The 17,770-nt window shown below is 69.4% G+C and carries 15 protein-coding genes; 9 read left to right on the top strand and 6 right to left on the bottom strand.

Annotated features, from left to right (window positions below; all coding sequences use genetic code 11):
- Nucleotides 1-27: 27 nt before the first annotated feature.
- The 4 genes from AC1VNM_RS25610 to AC1VNM_RS25595 are packed head-to-tail and all read right to left on the bottom strand — an operon-like array spanning nt 28 to nt 4,691.
- Nucleotides 28-1,161, bottom strand: a complete 1,134-nt coding sequence (locus tag AC1VNM_RS25610; RefSeq protein ID WP_483108773.1) for an enoyl-CoA hydratase/isomerase family protein — start codon at nt 1,159-1,161, stop codon at nt 28-30.
- 8 nt (nt 1,162-1,169) lie between these two features.
- Nucleotides 1,170-1,973 carry an enoyl-CoA hydratase gene (locus AC1VNM_RS25605; RefSeq protein WP_483108772.1) on the bottom strand — a complete coding sequence of 268 codons (804 nt, stop codon included), beginning with the start codon at nt 1,971-1,973 and terminating at the stop codon, nt 1,170-1,172.
- Between the two features lie 33 nt (nt 1,974-2,006).
- A complete protein-coding gene (locus tag AC1VNM_RS25600) occupies nt 2,007-3,167 on the bottom strand; it encodes an acyl-CoA dehydrogenase family protein (RefSeq protein ID WP_483108771.1) in 1,161 nt (386 codons plus the stop codon).
- Nucleotides 3,168-3,182: 15 nt separating this feature from the next.
- Nucleotides 3,183-4,691, bottom strand: a complete 1,509-nt coding sequence (locus AC1VNM_RS25595) for a CoA-acylating methylmalonate-semialdehyde dehydrogenase (RefSeq protein ID WP_483108770.1) — start codon at nt 4,689-4,691, stop codon at nt 3,183-3,185.
- A 185-nt stretch (nt 4,692-4,876) separates the two neighbouring features.
- Between AC1VNM_RS25595 and AC1VNM_RS25590 the strand changes: the two genes are divergently transcribed.
- The 6 genes from AC1VNM_RS25590 to AC1VNM_RS25565 all read left to right on the top strand — a co-directional run bounded on the left by AC1VNM_RS25590 (nt 4,877) and on the right by AC1VNM_RS25565 (nt 14,115).
- A complete protein-coding gene (locus tag AC1VNM_RS25590) occupies nt 4,877-6,382 on the top strand; it encodes a helix-turn-helix domain-containing protein (protein ID WP_431101565.1) in 1,506 nt (501 codons plus the stop codon).
- Nucleotides 6,383-6,506: 124 nt separating this feature from the next.
- A complete protein-coding gene (locus tag AC1VNM_RS25585) occupies nt 6,507-7,025 on the top strand; it encodes a hypothetical protein (RefSeq protein WP_483108769.1) in 519 nt (172 codons plus the stop codon).
- A gap of 221 nt (nt 7,026-7,246) precedes the next feature.
- Nucleotides 7,247-7,549 carry a CrpP-related protein gene (locus AC1VNM_RS25580; RefSeq protein ID WP_377157847.1) on the top strand — a complete coding sequence of 101 codons (303 nt, stop codon included), beginning with the start codon at nt 7,247-7,249 and terminating at the stop codon, nt 7,547-7,549.
- Nucleotides 7,550-7,782: 233 nt separating this feature from the next.
- Nucleotides 7,783-8,145, top strand: coding sequence for a hypothetical protein (locus AC1VNM_RS25575; protein ID WP_377157849.1), 363 nt, complete (start codon nt 7,783-7,785; stop codon nt 8,143-8,145).
- Between the two features lie 153 nt (nt 8,146-8,298).
- Nucleotides 8,299-10,662, top strand: a complete 2,364-nt coding sequence (locus AC1VNM_RS25570; protein WP_483108768.1) for a mechanosensitive ion channel family protein — start codon at nt 8,299-8,301, stop codon at nt 10,660-10,662.
- Nucleotides 10,663-10,773: 111 nt separating this feature from the next.
- Complete coding sequence (locus tag AC1VNM_RS25565) at nt 10,774-14,115, top strand: sensor histidine kinase (RefSeq protein ID WP_483108767.1); 3,342 nt, start codon at nt 10,774-10,776, stop codon at nt 14,113-14,115.
- Nucleotides 14,116-14,200: 85 nt separating this feature from the next.
- Here the strand turns inward: AC1VNM_RS25565 and AC1VNM_RS25560 are convergent, their stop codons facing one another.
- A complete protein-coding gene (locus AC1VNM_RS25560; RefSeq protein WP_483108766.1) occupies nt 14,201-15,193 on the bottom strand; it encodes an alpha/beta fold hydrolase in 993 nt (330 codons plus the stop codon).
- A 265-nt stretch (nt 15,194-15,458) separates the two neighbouring features.
- Here AC1VNM_RS25560 and AC1VNM_RS25555 point away from each other — a divergent pair, with 265 nt between their 5' ends.
- Nucleotides 15,459-16,103: a response regulator gene (locus tag AC1VNM_RS25555; RefSeq protein WP_483108765.1), complete on the top strand. Its 645-nt coding sequence runs from the start codon at nt 15,459-15,461 to the stop codon at nt 16,101-16,103.
- A gap of 144 nt (nt 16,104-16,247) precedes the next feature.
- Nucleotides 16,248-16,925: a GNAT family N-acetyltransferase gene (locus AC1VNM_RS25550; protein WP_483108764.1), complete on the top strand. Its 678-nt coding sequence runs from the start codon at nt 16,248-16,250 to the stop codon at nt 16,923-16,925.
- Here the strand turns inward: AC1VNM_RS25550 and AC1VNM_RS25545 are convergent.
- A complete protein-coding gene (locus AC1VNM_RS25545) occupies nt 16,885-17,148 on the bottom strand; it encodes a VF530 family protein (protein WP_377157863.1) in 264 nt (87 codons plus the stop codon). The genes AC1VNM_RS25550 and AC1VNM_RS25545 overlap by 41 nt on opposite strands.
- Before the next feature lie 108 nt (nt 17,149-17,256).
- Between AC1VNM_RS25545 and AC1VNM_RS25540 the strand changes: the two genes are divergently transcribed.
- Entirely contained in the window at nt 17,257-17,742 is a 486-nt protein-coding gene (locus AC1VNM_RS25540) for a hypothetical protein (RefSeq protein ID WP_377157865.1), read from the top strand.
- Nucleotides 17,743-17,770 lie beyond the last annotated feature (28 nt).

Raw genomic sequence — 17,770 nt, 5'->3', positions numbered from 1 at the left:
TCCTTTGTCGTTGAATGACCGGATCGTTCAGCGCAGATCGGCGAGCGGGTGGGGGCCGGTGAAGCGCGGCGCGAGCAACGCGTCCAGATGCGCCTCGCCACCGTCGTCCTGCGAGCTACCTTGCCAACGCGGCGTCTTGTCCTTGTCGATCAGCAGCGCGCGCACGCCTTCGGCGAAGTCAGGGAACACGCAGCAGCCGACCGAGGCCTGGTACTCCAGCCGGAACACTTCCGCCAACGAAGCTTGCCGCAGGCGGCGCTGCAAGGCGATGGCCAGCGCGGCGGATGTCGGAGATCCTTTCTGGAACGTCGCCCCGGCGGTCGCCAGCCACGCGTCGCCATCACAGGCGAGCGAGCGCAGTCGCGGCGCGATCGTCGCCAGCGTGTCGTGCGGACCGATCAACGCATCGATGCGATCGCGATGCGGCGCCAGCTGGCTCGGCGCCAGCTCAGCGGCAGGCAGCGCGCGCAGCAGGTCGTCGAGCCGTTCGGCATCGGCTGCGCGTTCACCGTCCCAGCGCGCATGCGCGATGGATTCGAGCAACGCGCCATGGTCCTCCGCACGCGCGGCGCGATCGGCCAGACCGGCCCACAACGCATCCGCCGCATTGAGCGGCGCCCCGGTGAGCGCAAGGAACAGGCCCGTGCGCCCCGGCAGCCGCGAGAGGAACCAACTTCCGCCCACATCCGGATAGAGGCCCAGCGTGATCTCCGGCATCGCCAACCTGCTGCGCGGCGCCACCACGCGATGCGACGCGCCCGCCATCAGGCCGATGCCGCCGCCCATGACGATGCCGTGGCCCCAGACCAGCAGCGGCTTCGGATAGCGATGGATCGTGTGGTCGAGGCGGTATTCGCGCTCGAAGAACTCGGCGGCATCGCGCGGCACCTTGCCCGGTCCGGCCGCGCGCATCGCGCGGTAGAGGCTGACCACGTCGCCGCCGGCGCAGAAGGCCTTCTCGCTGTTGCCGTCCAGGATCACGCCCGCCACCTGCGGGTCGTCGGTCCACGCATTCAACTGCGCCTGGAGCTGGTCGACCATGGGCAAGGTCAGCGCATTGAGGCTGGCCGGCGCGTTCAGTGTCGCGTGGCCGAAGCGATGGCCCGACGCGGTCACCACCGTGCGGAACAGCACCGAGGCTTCATTCTGAAAATCAGTCATCGGAGGCCTCACGCGTTTCGCCACTGCGGGCTGCGCTTGCCGAGGAAGGCCTGCACGCCTTCGCGCTGGTCGTCGGTCTCGAAGAGTCCGATGAAGGCCTCACGCTCGGCCGCGAGTTGCGATTGCGGCGGCGCCGTGCGCGCGCCCTGGATCAGTCGCTTGCACGCGGTCACGCTGGTGGGGCTCTGCGCCTGCACGCGTTCGGCCCACTGGAGTGCCTTCGTCAGCGCGCCGCCTTTCGGCGCGAGCTCGTCCGCCAGGCCGATGCGCAGCGCGGTCTCCGCGTCGACGCGCTCGCCCAGCAGCACCATGCGCTTCGCCCAGCTTTCGCCGACGGTCCAGCTCAGCCATTGGGTGCCGCCGGCGCAGGGCAGCAGACCGACGGTCGCCTCGGGCAGCGCCATCACCGCATGCGGTTCCGCGATGCGCAGATCGCAGGCCAACGCGCACTCCAGGCCGCCGCCCATCGCGTAGCCGTTGATCGCCGCGATGCTGACGCCGCGGAATCCGGACAACGCTTCAAAGGCCTCGCCGAAGCGGCGCGCCATCGTCGCGGCGACGGCCTTGTCGCCGTCGGCGAACAGCTTCAAGTCGGCGCCCGCGCTGAAGAACTTCTCGCCATCGCCGGTGATGACCAGCGCGTAGATCTCGCGGTCGCGGTTGAGGTCGCCGACCAGCCGCGTCAGCGCGGCGAGGCTGTCCGCCGTCCACGTATGAGCGGGAGGATTCGTCAGCGTGACGATGGCCGTGTGGCCGCGGCGCTCCAGGCGCAGGCCGGCGTAGGCGGCGTTGATGTCGAGGGATTCAGTCATCGTGGTCTCCGGTTTCGGGTTGTCTGTTCTGCTTCAGCGGATCGCTTCCGGCGCCTGGTCCTGCAACATCCGGCGCGCGACGATGACGCGCATGATTTCGTTGGTGCCTTCGAGGATCTGATGCACGCGCGCATCGCGCAGGTAGCGCTCCAGCGGGTACTCGCGGATGTAGCCGTAGCCGCCGTGGATCTGGAGCGCCTCGTTGCAGACGCTGAAGCCGATGTCGGTGGCCAGGCGCTTGGCCATCGCGCAGTACACCTGCGCATCGGGCGACTTCGCATCGAGCTTGGCGGCCGCGAGCCGGACCATCTGCCGCGCGGACACGAGTTCCGTCGCCATGTCGGCGAGCTTGAACTGCAGCACCTGCATGTCCGCGAGCGCGCGGCCAAACTGGTGGCGCTCGTGCATGTAGCGCTGCGCCGCGGCCAGCGCGCCCTGCGCCGCGCCGACCGAGCAGGTCGCGATGTTGATGCGCCCGCCGTCCAGCCCCTGCATCGCGATGCGGAAGCCCTGCCCTTCCTCACCCAGCAGATGCGCCGCCGGCACGCGCACGCCGTCGAACGCGATGGCGCGGGTGGGCTGGCTGTTCCACCCCATCTTCTCTTCCTTGCGGCCGTACTGGATCCCAGGCGAATCGCCTTCCACCAGGAACGCGGAGATGCCATCCGCGCCCGCACCACCGGTGCGCGCCATCACCACCAGCACGTCGGTCGCGCCGGCGCCAGAGATGAAGGCCTTGTTGCCGTCGATCACGTAGGCATCGCCGTCGCGGCGCGCGGTCGTGCGCAGAGACGCCGCGTCGGAGCCCGAGCCCGGCTCGGTCAGGCAGTACGACGCGAGCTTCACGCCGCTGCACAACCCGGGACCGAATCGACGCGCGATCGTTTCCGCCGCATACGTGCTCACCATCCACGCCGCCATGTTGTGGATGCTGAGGAAAGCCGTCGTCGATGGGCAGGCGGCGGCCAGTTCCTCCAGCACGATCGTCGCGTCCAGCCGCGGCAGCCCGAGTCCGCCGCTGGCCACCGGCGCATACAACCCGCAGAAGCCGAGCTCACCCGCATGGCGCAGCGTGTCGCGCGGGAAGAACGACTGCGCGTCCCAGCCGGCCGCATGCGGCGCCATCTCGTCGCGGGCGAAGTCGCGCGCCGCCTGCTGGAAGGCGCGTTGCTGCTCGTCGAGCTCGAAGTCCATCAGGCGCTCACCGGCTCACTTGAGGCTGATCGTCGTGTTGACGCCGCCGGTGGAGGCGTCGTCGAACCAGCGCGCGGTGACGGTCTTCGTCTGCGTGTAGAAGAGAACGACCTGCTTGCCGTAAGGACCCAGGTCGCCGAGCTTGGACGCGCGCGATCCGGTGAACGAGAACAGCGGCACCGGCACGGGGATGGGCACGTTGATGCCGACCTGGCCGATGTCGATCTCGTCCTCGAAGCGGCGCGCCGCGGCGCCCGACTGCGTGAACAGCGCGGTGCCGTTGCCGTTGGGGTTCGCGTTGATCATCGCGATCGCGTCGTCGAGCGTCGCGGCTTCGGCGACGCAGAGCACCGGGCCGAAGACCTCCTGCTCGTAGATCGTCATGCCGGGCTTCACGCCGCTGAAGATCGTCGGGCCGACGAAGTTGCCCTCCTTCAACTGGCCGCTGAGCGGCGGCAGGCGGCCGTCGAGCGCCAGCGTCGCGCCGTCCTCGATGCCGCGGGCGATGAGGCTTTCCACCCGATCGCGCGCCGCGCAGGAGATCAGCGGCCCGACATCCGTCGTCGCCGAATCACCGGCGCCGACACTCAGCCCCTGGGCCTTGGCGATCAGATCCGGCAGCCACTCGCGCGCGGCGCCGACCAGCACGGCGACCGAGACCGCCATGCACCGCTGCCCCGCCGCGCCGAAGGCGGCGCCCACCAGCGCGTTGAGCGTCTGCTCCTTGTGCGCATCGGGCAGCACGACCGCGTGGTTCTTCGCGCCCATCATGCATTGCACGCGCTTGCCGGCCTTCGTCGCGCGGTCGTGGACCAGCGTGCCGACGCGCGTCGACCCGACGAAGGAGATGGCGCGGATGTCGGCGTGATCGCACAGCGCGTTGACGACGTCCTCGCCGCCATGCACGACGTTGAGCACGCCTTTGGGAATGCCGGCCTCGAGCGCCAGTTCCACGAGCCGCATCGTCACCATCGGGTCCTGCTCGGACGGCTTCAGCACGAAGGTGTTGCCGCAGGCGATCGCCATCGGGAACATCCACAGCGGGATCATCGCGGGGAAGTTGAACGGCGTGATGCCGGCGCACACGCCCAGCGGCTGCAGCAGGGTGTAGGTGTCGACACCGCCGGCGACGTTGTGGGCGCGCTCGCCCATCTGCAGCGAGCCGATGTTCGCCGCGTGCTCGACGACCTCCAGCCCGCGGAACACGTCGCCCTCGGCATCGGCGAGCGTCTTGCCCTGCTCGGCGGTCAGCGTCGCGGCCAGCGACTTGATGTTGTCGCGGATCAGCTGCTGGTACTTCAGGAAGATGCGCGCGCGCTGCCCGATGGGCACCTTGCGCCAGGTCTTGAAGGCGTCCTGCGCGGCGGCGATGGCGGCCTCGACTTCATCGGGCGTGGCCATCGGCACGCGGGCCAGGCGTTGCTGCGTCGCGGGGTTGATCACCTCGCGCCACTCGGTGCTGCGCGACTGGACGAATTCGCCGTTGATCAACAACGGAATACGGGGCAAGTCTTCGCGGCTCATGCACGGTCTCCAAGCGTTCGATGCCATCGTGGCGACCGGTTCTGCGGCGCACTCGACGGTGGGTTGAATTTCACAGAGAATCTATCCACACACTTTGCAAGACGCCAGTTCTTCCTCTTGTGATGCGGTGCCCAGGCAAAACACTCCACACGAATTCTGTGAAATCAGCGAATGCTGTGAAACGCATGGCCAGCCCCACCGGTACCCCGTCGAGTTCGTCCCGCAAGCTGTTCATCGGGCCGCGGATCCGCCGCCTGCGCGAGCAGCTGCAGTGGAACCAGGCCGAGCTGGCGAGCCGCCTGGCGCTGTCGCTCAGCTACGTGTCGCAGATCGAGACCAACCAGCGGCCGGTCACGGCGAGTGTGCTGATCAAGCTCGCGGAGGTCTTCGGCGGCGGCATCGGGCAGTTCTCGGAGGAGCAGGACCAGCAGCTGCTCGCGGACCTGGACGCGGCGCTGCGCGACCGCTCGCTGACCACGACGGCGATGGCGCCGGCACAGGTCGCGCGGCTGGTGGAACAGGCCCCGGAGTTGGCGGAGTCCTACGTCGCGCTGCATCAGCGCTACCTGCGGCTGCAGGACGAGCACTCGCAGATGATCGATCGCTTCTACGGCGAGCAGGGTCGCGAGGCGGCGGGCGCGCCGCCCTCGTTCCGCGGCGAGCCGCTGCCGCACGAGGCCGTCCGCGATCACCTGAATCGTCGCAACAACCATCTCGACGACCTGGACCTGCGCGGCGAGCAGCTGGCGCAGTCGCTCGGCCTGGTCCCTGGCCATCGCGCGCAGCCGCTGCGCGAGCTGCTGCTGCAACGCCACGGAATCAAGACCGAAGTGGCCGACGACCCGCAGACGCGGGAAGAGATGTCCGACGCCTTCCTGCGTCACTACGACGCGCGTCGACGGCTGCTGCGCATGCCGCGTTTCCTCAGCGATGCGCAGCAGGCGTTCCAGCTCGCCACGCAGTACGCGTTGATCGCCGAGGCCGATGCCATCGAGGCGGAGCTCGGCGCCGGCGCCTTCGTCGACGAGGCGACGCGCGCGCTGGCCCGACAGGGGTTCGCCCACTACTTCGCCGGCGCGACGCTGCTGCCGTATGGCGAGTTCCTCACCGCGGCGCGCAACGCGCGCTACGACGTCGAGCTGCTGCAACAGCGATTCCAGGTCAGCGTGGAGACGATCTGCCATCGCCTCTCGACGCTGCAGCGCAACGGCAACCGCGGCGTGCCGTTCTACTTCGTGCGTGTGGACCAGGCGGGCAACATCTCCAAGCGGCAGAGCGCGACGAGCTTCCACTTCGCGCGACACGGCGGCGCGTGCCCGCTGTGGCACGTGCACGAGGCCTTCGCGCAGCCGGGTCGCTTCCTCACGCAGATCGCGGAAATGCCGGACGGCAGCCGCTTCTTCGGCATCGCGCGGACCATCGAGCGGCACGGCGGCGGCGGCTACCTGGCGCGGCGCAAGCTCTTCGCGATCGGGCTCGGTTGCGACATCTCGCATGCGCGGGAGCTCGTCTACGCCGAGGGCTTGAACTTCGACGAGAGCACGGTGTCCAAGCAGGCCATCCCCATCGGCCCCGGCTGCCGCGTGTGCCCGCGCGAGCACTGCGTCCAGCGCGCATTCCCGCCCGCCGGCAAGGCGCTGGTGGCGGACAGCGACAGCGAGTCGCTGGTGTCATACCGATTCACGGGTTGAAGGATGCTTCGGTCGACCACTTCACGCTGACCACACCATCGGCCTCTACGCTGCGCGGATGTCTCATCCAGCGCAGCCAATGAGTCTTGTTGAAAACGCCCGCAGGTGCCTCTCGTTCGTCCCAGTGGCGCTCTTCATCGTCGGCGTCTTCGCGCTGTCGTTCTACGAGCTCGAGATCAATCCGTTTCTCGGCATGCCCCTCACGCTGATGGTCTTCGTCAGCGGGCTCGTGGCGCTCCTCGGCACCGCCATCGGAGCTTGGCGAGGCGAGCATCGCGTGCGCTGCCGCCGAGCATGCGTTGTCACCCTCGCGGTGTGGGCGGCCTGGATGTCCGGCGGCGTGAACGTCGTCGCCAAGCAGGCTTGGTTCTGGACCGAACGCGCCTACTTCGAGCAAGCGGTCCGCGAAGCCGCGCACGGAGAGGTGCCGTCATGTGTGGCTACGAAACGGTGTATCCATGAGCCAGGGCGCGACGCGGATCTCGCGTTTCCCATGGGCGGAATGCTGGACAACTGGTACGGCGTGATCCACGCGCCTGCCTGGCAGGATCCTTCGGTCGATCGCGATCGGACCAGCTTCGACGGCGATCTGGTGGGATGCGAGCACCTGACCGGACCGTACTTCATCTGCAGCTTCACCTAGCGTCGATCTCACATCCCCTCTTCCTGGGCTACTGGTCTCGGAGATGAGAACGATCGTCGGCGCCGACGTCTGTCGTTGACGCGCGGGCACGGCGTTGGTGACGGCCGGCGACAGCGCGTCGCAGGTGTCGTATCGCTTCACGGGCTGAAGAATCCCATCCTTGGCCCCTACCCTTTGCAGCGAGCGCCTAATGGGGCTCACGATCAAGGCTGGAGTGGACGATGAAGCGCAGTACCAAACCCCACCCGGACAAGCGACCACGACCCGGCGCCGAACGCGGTCTGCCCACCGCGGAGCGGGCGGAGCTGCAGCGGCAAGGCGCCAAGGCCGCGGCCCGCGGCGACGGGTCTTCCGGAAATCCGATGGACGAGACGTCCAACCTGCCCACCAGCACCGGGGAATGCTCCGACCTGTGGAAGGAACGCAAGGACGCGTGGCAGAGCGGCCACGAGGCCCAGTCGAGGACCGACGACAAGGCCGCCACCGAGCGCGGCGACACCTACCGCACGAAGGACGATCACTGAACGGCCCCGCACCAGGCCGGGCCTCAGGGCCCGCATGTTCTCTCCGCGTTTCCTCGTTATCGGCCCGGATTACCGGGCGGCCTCGTCGCGCGAGTCCGGACTCATCGCCGCGGGACGACACCGCTGGCGCATGACGCCAAGCGATGCTGTCTTTACGTCGGGGACAACGCGTCATGGCCTCGAACTTGCCTCCAGTCGTTGAGCCGGTCTCTCGGCACAACGAAGGTCTCACCATGAACAGCAGTACCTCGCCTGGCGGCACACAAGCCCCCAAAACGTCGCGTCCCGAGAACGAAGACGACGACCCGGTCGGGGATAACCGCCCCGTGGGTGAGTCGACCGGCGCCGACGTCCCTGACGACACGGAAGAGGACGCGTCGAACTCCGGTGCCGTTCGCACCGGCAACGACAAGGCGGAACCGACCCGGCAGTCGTCCGATGTTGAAGAGATCAAGCCCCCCGAAGAATTGCCCGAGGGCAGCGATGTGCCGCCCAGCGATCGCCTCAACGACCATCACCCGGAGGAATTCCCGTCGCGCCGCTCCGGGCGCCAGCCCTCCCCCGACAGCAAGCTGCCGCAGTCCAGTCGCGGCTGAAGGCAGACCCGCTGCTCATGAACGGTGGCGCGCGGGCCGACGCGCCATGAGGACGTCGGCCGGGACACGGGGCGCGCATGCACAATCCGCTGCCAAATGCGCGGATTGCCCACCCCCTTCGTTCGACGCGTCCAACGGCTCCTGGTCGCAGGATTGCTGGTCCCACTGCTGACGCTCGCGGCGGCCAGTCCGGAGCCGCCTCCGCCCACAGCGTCGGGGACTGCCACGGTCAGCGCCGTCGCCGCGCCCGACATCCTGACGCGCGCCGACGAGGACCTGCAACGCGTCGATCGGGCCAAACGGCTGCTCCAGGCGCCGGACCCGTCCGAACGGCTCGCCCGCGAGCTCGACGACATCGCGCGCCCGGTCAATGCCAAGCTCAACGCCGCCGCGGGCAGCGCCTTGCGCACGCTGACGGTCATGCGCCTCGAGAGCCTGGCGCGACATTGGGACTTCGACGAACGCCGCTTCGCTCGATGGGAAGAGCGTTCCACCCGGGCGCTGGCACCGTACGAGGACACCGCGGTCCAGTTGGCCCAGCGTCGCGCCGCGTGGTCGGCCACGCGCGCGGCGGGCCTGCTCGACGGACTTCCCCCGGCGCTCTCGGCACGCGTGGACACGATGCTCGCGCAGTTCGATGCGTCCGAAGCGTCCCTGAGCATCGTGCTGGCGAAGCAGTTCGACCTGACGCAGCGCGCGAGCGAGTTGAAGGCCCGCATCAACGCCGGTCACGACGAGGTCGACGCGGCGATCGATGAGATCGACCGCCAGTTGTTGCGGACGGACGTGCCGCCGCTGTGGAGCGAGTTCTGGCCCGGCACCGGCACGGCGGGAGCGATCGCCGCGATGGAACGCGGCTTCGAGATCGAGCGCCAGTTCGCGGTGGACTATCACGCGGCGGACGGCGGGAACCAGCAGGCGCTGCGCATGATCCAGATCCTGCTGCTGCCGCTCATCCTGTGGCTGGCCGTGCGCAGCCGGCGCGCGCCCGATGACAGCGAGCCGAGCCACGTGACGCGCGCCCTGCGTCGCCCCGTCTCGTCGTGGTTGCTGCTGGCGATGCTGGGCGTGCTGGTGCTGGAGCCTGACGCGCCCCTGCTCGTCCAGGAACTCGCCCTGGTGCTGGCACTCATCCCCGTGTTGCGCCTGCTGCCGTCCGGCACGGTGCGCGCGCTGGGCGTCTGGCCCTACGTCGCGGTGGCGCTCTACATCGTCGACCGCCTGGGCGTGGCCGTGCCGGCCGACGTCGGCCTGTACCGGCTCTACACGCTGGGCGTGAGCGTCCTGGCCATGGGACTCACGGTGTGGCTGCTCCGCCGCGCGCCTGCCGACCGTGCCACCGACGAGAGCCGTCTCCGGACGGCGGTCCGCCGGATCAGCTGGGTCGTGCTGGCCGTGCTCACGGTCTCCGTCGCATCCAACATCGGCGGGAACATCTCCCTCGCGGAGACCTTGACCAGCGGCGTGATCGACAGCGGCTACATGGCCCTGCTGCTCTATGCCGGCGTGGCGGCGGTGCGCGGCATCCTGCATGCGCTCGCGCTCCAGCCCGAGGTGGCGCAGCGCAAACTCGTCCGGCAGCATGGACCGACGCTGGAGGTGATGGCCACCCGGCTGCTGGTCCTCGCCGCGTGGCTGGGCTGGCTCGTCTACAGCATGGACCGGTTCCGCGTGCTCCGACCGCTGCGCGCCGTCGGCGCCGACGTGCTCGATCTGGGCGTCGACGTAGGCGAGGTCTCGATCCACCTGGGCGACGTCCTGGTGTTCTTCCTGTCGACCTGGCTGGCCCTGTGGGTGGCCCGCGCGGTCCGTCGGCTCCTGCGCGACGAGCTGCCCCACCATGCGGCCCTGCCGCGGGGTGTCGGCAACAGCATCGCCTCGTTGAGCTATTACGGCGTCCTGCTGCTCGGCCTGCTGGTGGCCTTGTCGGCCGCGGGCTTCAAGGTCAGCCAGCTCGCCCTGGTGTTTGGCGCGTTGGGCGTGGGCATCGGATTCGGACTGCAAGGCGTCGTCAACAACTTCGTCTCCGGCCTGGTGCTGATGTTCGAGCGTCCGATCCAGCCGGGGGACATGGTCGACGCCGCGGGCACCTCGGGCACCGTGCGCGAGATCGGTCTGCGCGCCACCATCCTGCGCACCTTCGACGGCGCCGACGTGGTGGTGCCCAACGGCCTGCTGCTGAGCGGGAACCTGACGAACTGGACCATGTTCGACCGCAGCCGCCGCATCGAGATCGCGGTGAACGTCGCCTACGGCTCGGACCCGGCGCAGGTGCTGGCGGTGCTGGGCGCGGCGGCGCGCGAGACACCTGGCGTGGCCGAGCATCCACACCCCGTGGTGCTGATGACCAGCTATGCGGACAGCTCGCTCAACTTCGTGGTGCGCGTCTGGACGCAGGACGTCGGCGGATGGACGGCGCTGCGCGGCGAACTGCTCGCGCGCGTGCTCGCGGCGCTCCAGCAGGCGGGCATCAGCATTCCGTATCCGCAGATGGATGTGCATCTGCGCCGACCCTGAGGCGAAGCGCCTTCCGGCGCCCCTGCGACCCCTCTGCATGTCTCCCATCCGGGCGAGGCCGGCCCGCCCCCCCGGTGGTATGTTGCGCGCTCCGCACCACCGGCACCCGACATGCAAGCACCCGGCCTTCGTCTGCTTCGTTCCATCGCCCGTGCCGGTCTCGCGTTGCTGCTGCCGCTCCTCCTCCCGGCCGCCGCCATGGCCGCGATGGCAGCCCAGGCGCCGACGCCGGAGCGCATACCCCTCGCCGAGCTGCTGAAGCATCCGCCGCTGGACCAGCTCCACCACACCTCGTGGGGTCCGCGGGAAGGACTGGTCGGGCCGGTCTACAGCCTGGCGCAGACCACCGACGGCTACCTGTGGCTGGGCACCGATCGCGGCCTGCTGCGCTTCGACGGCGTCCGCTTCGAGACCTTCGAGTCCCTCGCCGGCGAGAAGCTCCCCGAGCGGTCCGTGCTCTCGCTGCAGGCCACCCCGGACAACGGCCTGTGGATCGGCTTCATGCGCGGCGGCCTCGCCCACGTCCGCAACGGCCACGTCCTGCTGCAGGAGCCGATGCGCCCCGGCGGCTTCGAAGGCGCCACGCGCGGCTTCGCACAGGAGAAGGATGGCACCGTCTGGGTGGCCAGCACGCGCGGCCTGTTCAAGAGAACCGGCGACCGCTGGCAACGGATGGGGAAGGCAGAGGGCTATCCCGAGCCCTCCCCCGATCTCATCACCTGGAACGTGCATCTGGACGGCGACGGCAACCTGTGGGTGAACAACACCCGCGGCCTGCTGGTGAAAGCGGCGGGGCAGTCCCAGTTCTCCCGGGTCGAGACGCCGGGGGCAACCCCCAATTACCTGGCAGTGGATCCGACCGGACGGATCTGGGCGGTCATCAAGATGGAGCCGTTCCAGATGCGCTACTTCAGACTGCCGCGTCCCCAGGTGCCCGGCGACGTCTTCGGCACCGGCCACCCCGTCGCCGCGAGCACCTACATGCCCATGTTCGACCGGGACGGCTACTTCTGGTCCGGTGCACGCGACGGGGTGACACGCGAACGCTTCCCCGGCGAGGAGCCCGCCGTCGGCCGGGACCTCTCGCCCGAAGCCTTGGCCCCGCCGCCCACGCCTTTCCTCCCGCTGGTGCCCGCATCGGCCGCCCCGGCCACCACGGCCGCCTCGGCAGCCGTGGCAATCACCACCGCGACCGGCGGCATGCAGGCCTACACCTTCGGCCTCCCGGCCATCCAGCGACTGACGCCGAACCAGCGCCTGAGCGGCGAGCAGGTGATGCGGCTGCTGCAGGACCGGGAGGGTTCGATCTGGATCGCCACGAACGGCGGGCTCGACCGCCTGCGGCCCACGCGGGTCTCCCTGTTCCAGTTCCCGGTCCCCATGTCCACGCTGGCGATGGCCATGGGGCCGCGCGGGGACCTCTGGTTCACGTCACGCGCCGCCATCTTCCATCTGCCGCCGGCGGGCGGCGAGCAGGAGCTGCGGCAGTACGCCGTGCCCAATTCGACGATCACCCGGGTGTTCGTCGACCATGCCGACACCGTCTGGGTGGGCGAGATCAGAGGCCTCTCCCGTCTGGATCCCGGCGGGCCGTCCGCGGTCGTCCGCACCCCGGACGTTCCGAACTGGAAGGGCACGATCAAGGATCTGGCCGAAGACCGATCGGGCACGATCTGGGTCGCCTCCCAGTTCAGCGGGCTGCTGCGCCGCTTCAGCGATGGACGGTGGGAGTGGTTGTCCGGGAACAAGGGATTCCCGCCGGGCTCGCTGGCCTCCAGCATCACCGTGGATCCGCGCGGACGCGTCTGGATCGGCTACGTCGACGGTCAGGTCCTGCGCGTCGACGAAGGCGACCGGCTCACCCGCTTCGCCGACAAGGACGGGCTGCGCGTCGGCGGCGTGCTGGCGATCACCGCGGGCAAGGGACATGTCTGGATCGGCGGCGACCGCGGCGTGCAGCGCCTGGACGACGACGGTCGCTTCCACGACCTGCGCAGCGGCTCGGCGGACGCGCTCAACAGCGTGAGCGGCATCGTCGAGACCCCCGAGGGCGAGCTCTGGCTCAACGGCGCGGCCGGCATCACCCGCATCGCGGCGGCCGACCTGCGGCGGGCGATGGAGGCGCCGGGCTTCCAGGTGCCGTTGACGCAGTTGGACACGCAAGACGGGCTGACCGGCCGGGCGGAGACCAACTGGCCGCTGCGCACGGCGCTGCAGACGCCCGATGGCCGGCTGTGGTTCGCCATGACCAACGGCGTGGTCACCGTGGATCCCGCCCGGCTCACCCGCAGCGCCGCCCCCGCGCCACTCGCCATCCAGCGCGTGCTGGTCAACGGCGCGCCGTTGCCACCGCAAGCGGGTGGCCGCGTGCAGGCCGTCGCGGGGACCAGGGACCTGCAGGTCGACTACACCTCGCTGTCGCTGGCGATGCCCGAGCGCGCGAACTTCAAGTATCGGCTGCGCGGCCTGGAAACGACCTGGCACGAGGCCGGCTCGCGCCGCCAGGCGTTCTATACGAACCTGGGCCCGGGCAGCTACACCTTCGAAGTCCAGGGCACCAACGAGGACGGCGTCTGGAGCACCGAGCCCGCGTCGCTGTCCATCGAGATCCCGCCCACGTTCCTGCAGTCCACGGGCTTCCGCGCCCTGTGCGCGCTGCTGGCCGTGGGTCTGGTCGCGCTCGTCGTGCGCATGCGCCTGCGCCAGATCGAAGCGCGGGCGCGTGAGCGCTACCGCGCCCGGCTCGACGAACGCACCCGCATCGCGCAGGACCTGCACGACACGCTGCTGCAGGGCTTCCAGGGGCTGCTGCTGCGCTTCCAGCGCGTGGCGTGGGGCATCCCCGACGATTCGCCGGCGCGTGCGGAGATGGAGCGCGTGCTGGACCAGGCCGATGCCGTCGTCATCGAAGGTCGCAACCGGGTCACCGACCTGCGCCTGCCGCCGCCCGACGTCGGCACGCTGGAACAGACGCTGGAAGCGCTGGGCCGGGACCTCTCCGGTTTCCATGACGCGGCGTTCCGCTCCGACGTCGAGGGCACGCCGCGGCTGCTGGACGCGTGCGTGCACGCGGAGCTGGCGCTTGTGGGCCGGGAGGGGCTGTTCAACGCGTTCCAGCATGCGAAGGCGACGGGCATCACGCTCACCATCGCGTACACCGATGCTGCCTTCACGATCAGGATCGCCGACGACGGCGTCGGCGTGCCTACCGCGACGCAGGTCGACGGCCACAGGCCGGGTCACTGGGGACTGAGCGGCATGCGCGAGCGCGTGACCCGCATCGGCGGCAGTTTCGAGCTGCGCAGCGCGCCGGGCGCCGGGACCGAAGTGCTGCTGAGCATCCCTGCCGCACTGGCCTATCGCCAGCGCGACAAGCAGGCGCGCCTCCCGGCGCTTCGGCGGTGGCTGCGAGAGCTGCTGGGTCGCGCGCTGCCCACGCGTGCGCCGGGTTGAGGGCAGGTGGAGGGCAGGTTGAAGCCGGGTCACGCCCGGGTCACGCCCGGGTCACGCCCGGATCGGGATCACGCGAGGACCTGGCTCACTTCAGGAACTCGACGAGCGCACCCATCGTGTCGTCCGGGGACTCTTCCATGATCCAGTGGCCGGCCCCCTTCACGATGCGGCCGTCGACCGATTCCGCGACCAGACGTCCCTGCGCGATCAGGAATTCGCCCGAGGCCTTCTCGCCGGTGAGCACGAGCATCGGCATCTTCAGCTTCGTCTTCGACATCGCCTCGAAGTCCTTGGCGTCCTGCTCGAAGGCCTTGAAGTAGCCGAAGCCGGCGTGCATGCCGCCCGGCTGCCCATACGCCGCCGCGTAGAACTTGCGATCGGCTTCGGGGATGGACTTGGTCTTGTCCGCGGCGAAGTCGTTCCAGAAGTGCTCGAAGTAGATGCGCTCGCGGCCGGCGACCAGCTTCTCGGGGACCTCCCCGTAGAAGTGGAAGTGCCACAGGTCGCGCAGCAGCCAGACCTTGGTCCAGTCGCCGACGCCCGGCAGGAAGGCATCCAGCAGCGCGATCTTCTCGACCTCGTCCGGGTACTGCGCCGCATACGCGTAGGCGACCATCAGGCCGATGTCGTGGCCGACGATCTTCACCTTCCTGTAGCCCAGCTGTTGCGTCAGCGCGTGGATGTCCTGGGCCAGCAGCTTTTTCTCGCCGGGGCGGTCCGGCTTGCCGGAGCCGCCGGCACCGCGCAGGTCCACCGCGATCACCGGGCCGTCGGTCGCCAGGCGCGGCATCAGCGGGCGCCACATGCGGCTGGTCTGCGCGTAGCCGTGCAGCAGCACGATGGGCGTGGCGTCGCCGGAACCGGCCGTCAGGTAATGCAGCTTCACGCCGTTCACGGTGGCGTCGCGTTCGACGATGGTGCCGGGTCTTGCCGTCGCCGAGGGCGTCGAGGGCATCGAAGAGCCCTTCGACTGGGCCATCGCCGGGGAGGCGGGGATGAGGGCGCCGACGGCGCTGAGCGCCGCGCCCCCTGCCAGGATCAGGGCCGCGACGGCGCGGCGGGTGGTGCTCGATGTCATGAGGGATTCCTTCAGGCGGGGCAAGGGTTGCCGGGTTGGGAGTGGGTCACCTGCGCCGAAGTGGCGGAGGTGACGGCGATGTTCGCCAGGGGCCTCGCGCGCCGCCATGCCGCATAGGCTCCCGCTCGCCTCCCTCTTTCGTACAGGGTAGGCGGCCCGGGACCTGGCTTCCACACGCAGTCACCGACACCGGTCGGCCTCTCCCGGAGGAGAGATCCCCGTCCTCACGCGGACGGGCAGAGTGCCTGCGGAGAGGACACGCGCCATGACGACGACACCGCTGAAGAACGACCGGCCGATCCGCGTGATGACGGTCGACGACCACCCGATGCTGCGCGAGGGCCTGGCCGGGGCGATCGGGCTGCAGCCGGACATGCGCCTGGTGGCCGAGGCACAGGACGGCGCCGAAGCGTTGGAAGCCTTCCGCCGACACCTGCCGGACGTGACGCTGATGGACGTCCGGATGCGGACGATGGACGGCCTCGCCGCGCTGAAGGCGATCCGCGACGAGTTCCCCGCGGCGCGCGTCGTGATGCTCAGCAGCTTCGGTGCGCCCACGCAGCTGCTCGAGGCCGCGCAGGCCGGCGCGGCGGGGTATCTGCTGAAGGAGACGCTGCGCAAGGATCTGCTGGACACGATCCGCGCGGTGCATGCCGGCGGGAGACGCTTTCCGTCGGCGCTGGCCATTCAGCTCGCCGAGCATGTGGCCGATCAGCACCTGACCGGCCGCGAGACGACGGTGCTGAAGCTGGTGGCCGAAGGCCGCTCGAACAAGCGGATCGGCGGCCAGCTGGACATCGCCGAGGGCACGGTGAAGGCGCACATGAAGAGCATCCTCGGCAAGCTCGCCGCGAGCGACCGCACACATGCGGTCACGATCGCGGTGAGGCGCGGGATCATCGATCTCTGATCCCTCACGCGGCTCGGCCTCAAGGATGGCCGTTGCGGGCCATGACCTTCTACGCGCCGGTCTGCGCAGAAGAAGATGTCCGGGATGAAACCCCTCACCTCGACATCGACATCGCCATCGACATCGACATCCACCTCGACGGGCGTGCCTGAGATCGGCGCGCTCGATCCCTCGGTCGCCGCCAGCGCCTGGGCGCGTGGCTGGGCGATTTCCCGCAGCACGCCAGCGCCGGTCGAACGCACCGGCTACTTCCAGATCCATGTCGGCAAGCCGGATCAGGTCACGCGCTACGTCTTTCCTCACTTCGATCCCGACGTCCTTCGACGGCTTGTCGCCACCGAAGAAGGGCCTGGCATCTGGCTGAAGGTCTGCGCGCCGTCTCAGGATGTGTCGCCCCTGCTCTCCGACGATTGGACCGTTCACGCCCCTGAGTTCCTGATGAGCGTCCCCCTCGCGGCGGGCGCGGCGCCGGTCATCGCGGGCTACCGCGTTCAGACCGAACGAGCGGGAGCCCTGGTGCTGACGAAGATCGTTGCCGATTCAGGAGAGCTGGCCGCGAGCGGCCAGGCCGCCATCGACGGCGGCTTCGCGACCTTCGATCAGATCGTCACGTCGGGGGCTCACCGAAGGAAGGGGCTGGGTCGGCTCGTCATGGCCGCGTTGTCCAACGCGGCGCTCGATCTCGGCGCCAGGCACGGCGTGCTCGTCGCCACCGAAGCAGGCGCCGCGCTCTACCAGGCGCTCGGCTGGGCCATGGTCTCGCCGGTCACGGCCGCGTCGGTCACGGTCGCGTCGAGTTCCGCCGCCGCTCCCGCAGCATGAACAGGTAAAGCCCTTCGACCTTCTCGCGCGCCCACGGCGTCTTGCGCAGGAACTTCAGGCTGGACTTGACGCTCGGCTCGAAGGCGAAGCAGCGCAGCGGGATGCGCTCGTCGAGGCCATCCCAGCCGTACTCGGCGGCCAGCTCGGTCACGATGGTTTCCAGCGTCAGGCCGTGCAACGGGTTGCGCGGTTGCTCTTGCGGCGGCGGGGCGGACTCGGTCATGAATGGATTGTCGCCGGTCGCGCCGGGCCATGGCCGCGCCGCGGCGGTCGACGCGAAGCGCGCCCCGGCACGCTTCGGCGCTCCCGCCCGCGTGGTACCTTCATCGCCATGAGCACGAATTCTCCCGACGAAGAACGCCCCATCATTCAAGAGCCGCGCACGTGGCAGGACGAGCGCTGGACCGCGCAAGTGATCAAGAACGAGGACGACGAAGGCTGGGCTGTCGCCATGACCCTGATCGGCGAGTCCGAGCCTGCGCTGGTCGGCCCCTGGACCATGGGCCGCGACAAGAAGAACCCGAAGCCGCTCGATGCGGCCGCCTTCCACACGCTGGTGAAGACGGCGTCGGAGGTGCTGCGCCGTCACGAGCAGCAGCTGCACGCCCGGCTGCACAAGAGCGTCAAGCTGGACACGGACAACGGCCGCATCCAGGTGCTGCTCGACATCGTTCCCGACGAGGACAACCCGTACGCGACGCTGACCGCGCTGAACGACGACGGCGAGCAGCTCGCGCAGGTGCGCGTGGCGGCCGGTTTCAAGTTCAATGAGGCGAGTGCTGCGGCCTGGGTCGAGAACGACTTCCTGAAGCCCTGAGGGCAAGACCCGGCCCCGAAGTCGGGCG

This window comes from Mitsuaria sp. MSU3D, assembly GCF_056867975.1.
Note: the sequence above shows the minus strand (reverse complement) of the source record. Positions and strands in the feature narration are given on the sequence as shown.